The sequence below is a fragment of the Citrobacter sp. Cpo221 genome, assembly GCF_030332345.1.
In the GTDB taxonomy this organism is placed as follows: Bacteria; Pseudomonadota; Gammaproteobacteria; order Enterobacterales; family Enterobacteriaceae; genus Citrobacter; species Citrobacter portucalensis.
Genome location: NZ_JAOWIA010000036.1, coordinates 21,446 through 28,229 on the forward strand (window position 1 = coordinate 21,446; position 6,784 = coordinate 28,229).

Annotated in this window: 9 protein-coding genes; 2 read left to right on the forward strand and 7 right to left on the reverse strand. The window is 46.5% G+C overall.

Translation table 11 applies throughout. The features are described 5' to 3' along the window. Nucleotides 1-2 precede the first annotated feature (2 nt). A complete protein-coding gene (locus tag OGY72_RS07735; protein ID WP_286547527.1) occupies nt 3-1,106 on the reverse strand; it encodes a hsdR in 1,104 nt (367 codons plus the stop codon). A gap of 15 nt (nt 1,107-1,121) precedes the next feature. Beyond that, a complete protein-coding gene (locus tag OGY72_RS07740; RefSeq protein WP_286547528.1) occupies nt 1,122-1,745 on the reverse strand; it encodes a tyrosine-type recombinase/integrase in 624 nt (207 codons plus the stop codon). 185 nt (nt 1,746-1,930) lie between these two features. On the opposite strand from OGY72_RS07740, the gene OGY72_RS07745 reads away from it, so the two are divergent. Together OGY72_RS07745 and OGY72_RS07750 are read left to right on the forward strand one after the other, a co-directional pair. Then, nucleotides 1,931-2,104 (forward strand): DUF4145 domain-containing protein, encoded by a 174-nt coding sequence (locus OGY72_RS07745; protein ID WP_286547529.1) that lies wholly within the window; start codon nt 1,931-1,933, stop codon nt 2,102-2,104. Between the two features lie 1,120 nt (nt 2,105-3,224). Continuing rightward, nucleotides 3,225-3,569 carry a hypothetical protein gene (locus OGY72_RS07750; protein WP_286547530.1) on the forward strand — a complete coding sequence of 115 codons (345 nt, stop codon included), beginning with the start codon at nt 3,225-3,227 and terminating at the stop codon, nt 3,567-3,569. Between the two features lie 125 nt (nt 3,570-3,694). On the opposite strand, the gene OGY72_RS07755 is transcribed toward OGY72_RS07750, so the two are convergent. From OGY72_RS07755 to OGY72_RS07775, 5 genes are all read right to left on the reverse strand, one after another. Further along, nucleotides 3,695-3,979, reverse strand: coding sequence for a hypothetical protein (locus tag OGY72_RS07755; RefSeq protein WP_286547531.1), 285 nt, complete (start codon nt 3,977-3,979; stop codon nt 3,695-3,697). After that, entirely contained in the window at nt 3,979-4,806 is an 828-nt protein-coding gene (locus tag OGY72_RS07760) for a ParA family protein (RefSeq protein ID WP_045261351.1), read from the reverse strand. The genes OGY72_RS07755 and OGY72_RS07760 overlap by 1 nt, the downstream gene beginning before the upstream one ends. A 380-nt stretch (nt 4,807-5,186) precedes the next feature. Then, the gene (locus tag OGY72_RS07765; protein WP_286547532.1) at nt 5,187-5,531 is read right to left on the reverse strand and encodes a hypothetical protein; all 345 of its coding nucleotides are present in this window, start codon (nt 5,529-5,531) and stop codon (nt 5,187-5,189) included. A gap of 16 nt (nt 5,532-5,547) precedes the next feature. After that, on the reverse strand, nt 5,548-6,465 hold the full coding sequence (locus OGY72_RS07770) for a hypothetical protein (protein ID WP_286547533.1): 918 nt from the start codon (nt 6,463-6,465) through the stop codon (nt 5,548-5,550). A 19-nt stretch (nt 6,466-6,484) separates the two neighbouring features. After that, nucleotides 6,485-6,784, reverse strand: a 300-nt coding sequence (locus OGY72_RS07775) for a hypothetical protein (RefSeq protein ID WP_286547534.1), incomplete at its 5' end; no start/stop codon positions are given.

The window sequence follows — 6,784 nt, forward strand, 5'->3', positions numbered from 1 at the left end:
ATTTAATCGCCATGATAGCGGCTGTCACCATCGCAAAATTCACATCCTCTGTAACGACTAAACGGCGGAACACTATCGCTAAAGTGGTCGCAGCATCCACATGCATGAAGCTCCGTGTAGTAAGCCAGACACTGGGTGCAAAGATAACCATCACCGTGTTTACAGACACTGTCAGGTATCATGCAATTAGTGCAACCAGCAGGCAGTACGGAGAACATCTGCTCATCGACGCTCCGAAATGTTTCCTCATCCAGAAGCTCCATTCGATCTACAGTCTCGCTGCAGCTGTCGCAGGTAAAAGGTTCATCACCTTCAGGTAAGGACTGTCGTTCGTCACAATTTGGACAACTGAATAAAATATGGCGGGACTGACTGGTACAGACACGACACCGCGTAATGAGCAGCGTTCGTTCCTCGCTTCCGGTAATGTGAGATTGAGTAACCACCGCCTTTTGTTTGCAGGACTCACAGACCCCTATCTGGTTACCTGATTTGGGCAGCGCATCCAGTTCCTCTTTAACCTGCCGGAGCCGAACGGCAGCATAGAACTCACTTCCCCTGAGCAGGCGGGTTTCACCGTACGCCAGCTGCCAGCTGTAGCTGGCTTTAGCGCCGAAGATGGACTGCCATTCATCCCGCATGAGACGGTTGAGGGCAAACCAGGCATCTGCCTGCTCTTTCTGAATTTGATGCTGTTCCGCAACGGTAAAGGAGGGGTGATAGAAGTGAACCACGCGATTTCGGTGTTTCCGGACTTTGTCAAAAACGTTATGGGTTGTATCACTCAGTGGTTTTTGGAGAACATCCCGGAGGAGGGTACGAATTTCGTCATAAGTAATGGACTGAAAATCCCCGTCCAGGTAAGTCTGTTTTTTGGGAGGAGTCTTTCGGCTGCAGACAAGACTCCAGTGCTCATGGGCCAGAGGAACCTTCAGCAGAATTTCAACTGCAGTCCAGAAGCTGACGATGGAGAACTTTGGCTTTCCTGCTTCCAGCTCCTCCCGCGCCTTGTCCAGAAATTCCAGACCGTTGTTAATCAGGGCCTGAACGTCCGGACTGAGTTCAGGGGGCCGGGGTTCCAGGTCTGCGTCATCATCATCAAACATGTGCCTTTCCTTGCTTTAGTTATTACCGCGCAGCAGCTGCAGCGCGTCACGCGTATCTAGGGTAAACCGCAGCTGCTTACTGGCGGCTACGTCAAGCGCAAATATCTTAGTATAGACCTCTGTACTCTCAAACTTCTCATGACCCAGCAGTCCCTGTACGACTTTCGGGTGAACGTGGCCATATAAAAGGTGCATCGCAAAACTGTGCCTGAAGATATGGGGGCTAACTCCGATGCTGAGTTTCACTCCGTCGCGTTCAGCCGTATCGATGGCCCTTACCAGCCAGTTGCGAACGGTTCGATCGGACACATTCCACACTGGCAAGGCCCGCCGTTCACCCGTAATCGGGTCATCCTCAAACTGTTCCTTCGTGCTGACGAACAGCCGGCGCATCTCATCCACATAGACCGGGTCCGATAACGGCACCACACGGTTGGCGCTTTTTCCCTTACGCGGACGACCACCGCCGGCACGCCGCTGATTGGCGGTACGAAGTACGACATGCGGAATGCTCTCGTTAAGGTGGAAGTCACGCCGTCTCAGGGCAAGCCCTTCGTTCAGGCGTGCCCCAGTATTCCATAACGTATTGAAAAAAGCGTGCTGGCTCCAGTCCGGGACATAGTGCAGCAGTCCGGCCACTTCACGGCTTCTTTTTCTGTCTATCTCAGCCAGCCAGGATCTGCGGCCAACTTAATCAGAATAGCGGTTGAGAGAATGCTGACGGCAATTGGTGTTCCTGAGCATAACGATAAAAATAAACGCATTAATCTTCATCAACGTATCTAACTGCTCGACGGGCAAATACCCCCTACAAGGACACGCTGATGGCCATTAAATTCCTGGATAACGCCGGCAGTCATACCTATGATGAAGTGACCACTGGCGATATCGAAGCGGCATTCGAGATTATGGAGTATGTCGTGAATGACCTCTTTTCCGGTCGTAAGGATTCGATTGCCGTCCTTACCAGACGGCTGCATCGCAAGTTCGGAAATTAGTAGAATACCCGGAAGTACCCGCTTCTGGCTTGCGGTAGCAGTACTCTGGAAGGCAGGATAGTTCAGAAGCTGAAGAACTATCCTGACTAATAAAATCTGAAGTAATGTTGTTTTACCGGACAACATACTTATCTGCAAGATAGTCCACAGGAGGATATCAGTTAGACGTACTTATACACATATATGTTATGCAATAAGTACAACAAATAAACTCAACGCAACAAAAGGCTAAGTACCAATTATTACGAAAATAAGAGAAACTTTTTCATATACTATTTCAGCACACACATCAACTCCGCAATGAAATATATTTTTACTTTAATCAGGCCCTCTGGTATTATAATAAAAAATGATGCACACCGCACTCAACACTGATTCTGTTACAGTCTTATTTCGCCTGGTGGTGAATATCAGACCGCAGCTGGGTGCATTACGTGTCGGTTCCGGAATATTGCGATATCTGCACTTAATTAAAATATTATCTGCACCGCTGACCTGGTTTACTCCATTATTCCGGTGTGCGCAGGAAATGGTAACAGAAGTACAGACCTGGCCCATTGTGACAGGCAACGCAGCTGCGAAGGGGGATTCTCTTCGTAAGGGGTAGCGGAAAGGTGTATCTATCACGTGATAATCGTTGATGCAATAAAGAAACCGGCAAAAAAGAAAGAAAATAACCAAAAATACATGTTGACTATTGACAAATACGCTTATTTTAGGATAAGATAACCTTATTCTGAACATGACAGAGAATACTGTCATGTGGCCGACAGAGGCCAGGGCAACCCAGATTCGAATAATACTATCCGGTTCCCTGATCTGTTGGCTCAGCCAAGACAGCAGGCACCGGTGCGCCCGGGCCTGCTTTTTTTGTGCCCGAAGAAAGAACTACGAATCATTCCCCTCATTATCTGAGGCCGGATTCGTTCACCCTGAAAACAATTTCCGCACTACGCGAATAAGGAACTGAAATGAGCTGACAACTAATGAAGAAGTATCACGTGGCTATTATTGCCAACTTTTTAAAACAATCTGAAAGGTTTCTAAATGAAAACTTTAAATAACGCAGTAAATAATATTTCCATGTTTAACATAAGTGAGGTCTATTATGGAATCAAAGATGTCCAGTCAAGTAGTAAACAACAATACCTTCAATGCTCCAGTAACTATCAACAACTACTACGGCAGTCCCGTTCCCCCCCCTGAAGAACCACCGATTGTTCCTTCGAAAAAGAAACGCGGTTGGGTTCTTGATGCCACCAGTATTTTACTTGGAACTGGTATCACCATATGGCAAGCAGGGTACAACGGGGTAATGATGTCCGGTTTGACATCATTTCTTGTCTGGTTGGGGGTATCTGTAGGGGCAGCACCAGTATGGGCTACTGGTATGATTGCTTTTGGCGTCTGTTCCGCCCCTACATTGTTACTTGGTTTGGGTCGTTGGGTAGTAAACCAGAAGTAGTCGGTAGTAAGTTGTATGAGCTAAGGGTAGTTGGGCTACCCTTAGCTCAATACTAATGGTTGTCAGTGCAAAGATCAACCAATTTGATTACATTTCGAATACTAGTGTATTTCTTTTGTAATACACTAGATATTCTCTTTAATTGCTTTCAGTACCTTCTCCGGCCCGGCTGACTGAGCAAGGTAGAGCCCTGCACGCAACAACGTCGATACCGTGATATTTTTATGTGTCAGCGCCTGGATCTGTTCGACCAGCTCATGTGCCAGCATCTTTTCAGCGGGTGTCATGCGTATTGTTTTGGGCGTTTCTCCTGTCGTATTTTTCTTTTTAGCCGCAATATTTGTCAGGCTGCTTTCTTTTCTGGCCCGTTCCGGTTTTTCCATTTTTGGTCGAACAAGTTCTTTAGACATTATGCTGCCTCACTGCTGATAATTTCTTCTAGCTCGCGAGCCAGTTTGCCGTAGTCAACTAAAGCCATTGCGCTTTTCTGGTAGTAGTAGAGTGGAAGACAAGCCACCTGAGACTGCACTATTGCCTGATCGGTACGAATCCGGCTCTTCAACAGGCGCGGAGAAATTCTCTCATGTGAAGTCAGTGCGGTATCGATATAGGTGTTAATTTTCTTATTGGCACCGTTGTAGTTATTACGGAACACGCTGAAACGCGAGTAATCTTCCTCAGAGATCTCATCCATGTAGTCCAGCATGATTTCAAGGCCACTAAGCGAAAAACTCCCGCCGTCGACAGGAACAAGAACATGGTCGGCAATGAAAATGGCATTGCCGGTTGCGATATTGAGCCCAGGTGCGCAGTCAATAATGATGTAATCGTATTCGGCGCGGACTTTCTCAAGATGTCGGCCCAGGATTTTTTCGCGGTGACTGCGTGTAAGGGTCTGTTCGATGATTTTTTCAAACGTCGGGTCAGACGGGATCAGATCAAGGTTAGGGATAGGAGCTTCACCGGCCATCGCAGGAATGATGACATCACGGATATCAAATCGGGAATTATTATAGAGATCGCAAATTGTTGGACCATACATAGAATAGTACTTTTTGCCATTTGCGGTCACTTCTGTCGTATTGGCCTGCTGGTCGGAGTCAATCAGCAGCGTGCGCTTTCCGGATCGGGCATAGTGGACAGCAAGATTGGTCGCTGAACTGGTCTTACCAGGCCCGCCTTTGTTGTTCATTATTGCAACTATTCGCGCAGATTTTTCCTGTAGCTTGCTCATCATGACGGCTCCAGATTAAGGTTATTAGTCAGGAGTATTTGTAATCCATTTAGCACACTTAAGCAATACAAATGTAATACAAAAAAACAAAATAGCAGCTTGCGTTCTGTCAAAAATTGGTTTTTTCTGCCTGATAAGGCTGACTGGATTTTAGATTTTCAATCTCCAGCTTCTGACTCTCGCACTGACCATGTAATCAGAACAGGCGGCGTGGGTGCGGAAAAGTTTGCCTGGCATCCGGTCAGCGGGGCTGTGGGAAACGAAAAAACCAGGAAAACTCATTAATACGTCCCCCTGTTGTGAAATTCTAATACCCGATATGATTTACTTCGGCCACATGCTACGTGAACCTACGTGAGAAAGGTGCTGTCGACGAAATATTGTTAGTCATTACCCTTCTCCACAAACCGCAGGAGCGATGCCCTGAGAATACGGGCCTCTGCGCCAGCAGTCCCGTTTATCAACGCATTCTTCAATCTTTCAGACCACTCTGGTTCCTGGTTTTCCCATTGAAGTATAAGCAAATCGCGGTCATTCCCTTCCAACACTGGCAGGAGATAATGATTCGACACACAACCAGGGAACTGCTGGATAAAGCACAACCGAATGAGGTCTAGTTCCGATTTTTTCAATTGAGAGAAAATATCATCTGCGCTCTCAGGTTTATTCTGTTTCAATTGCTCGCAGCATTCGGTCTGATACTCCCGGAGTGTTTTATTAGGTTGCAAGATGAGGTTCCCTGCGTTAAACAACGAAATTGAGAAGAGAGTAAAGACGGTTCAGTTCCTTCTCGTCGGTACATTTTCCTTCTTTAAAAAGTGCGGGAAAAAACTTTTTTGGTAACAGGCAACGGGTGTTCATCACACTACCTTCATCCTCATTTTCCCTGACCACACAGGTTTGCATATAGGTATGAAGACTTTCAAGTGCCGCATCTTCGGTACGGAAAATAACGGGAATATCTCCTATATTTGATTGGATAACGTGGCGGGCTTTCGCCACCCGATAGAACGTCATGATATCGCCCAGACAATTACTGGGGTTGAATTCACGGCCATCTTTTTTGATTTTCAATATCTTTCTGGCCTCTTCGCAGCCATAAATTGACGCTACACAGATGGCAATGCTGGGATATCCTTTTGCAAGTCCGAGTCGCTCACCTTCAATGGCAACGCTGCTGGCGATATCAAACCGTAAGTGTTTTGCTGGCGTACTGAATATACCAAGCGTGTTAAAAAAACTAAGTAGTTTCAGACTGTTAGGGATAGATAATTCAGCCCTCTCCTCCATGTTGAACCGCGGATCAACAAGATGGCCAATCATAGTTGAGAGTAACTCCCGTGGTTCCAGTATATTTTCTCGTCCCAGAAAATTAACGATCTTATCGTAGTCATTCTGAAAAACAGATGACAATTCTTCAGCGTTCATTATGTTTGTAAAATCGGTCGCTTTTTCAATAATCGCGACCAGGAAGGAAAACCGGCATAGTCCTGACTCAGCCATCATTGCCAGCTGTTGGATTCGCGTTTTCTTTCGTTCATCGCTGCCATAAAAAACAGATTCCCGCTCCTTCAGTACTCCAATGGTACAAATATCCATCTGCACTACCGGACGTAAGTCCAACGGTGGAACAAGAACATTTCCTTGGGTCTGGGTCATCATTAAATCCATTTTTGGAAAGTTACTGAAATTGGTCTGTCAACAGCAGGGAATACTGAATACCGCGTGGTAATTCGATAACAACGGGTTTCCCGTATGTCAGCTCCACGGTTCTTTTTGGTACATTGAAGGTCTTAATGGAATCACCGACCAGCTGGGCGTTGTTATATCGTTGGTGATCGTAATAATCAATCTGACCACTGATTTCGACTGTTCGGCTGTCGGCGTCCGGGGTTACGTTGATGTACATTTTCGCCGCAGCAAATTTCCGGTCCAGGTCATCTCTATATGCTTTGCCTGGCAACGGTTGCATTGGGTAAAG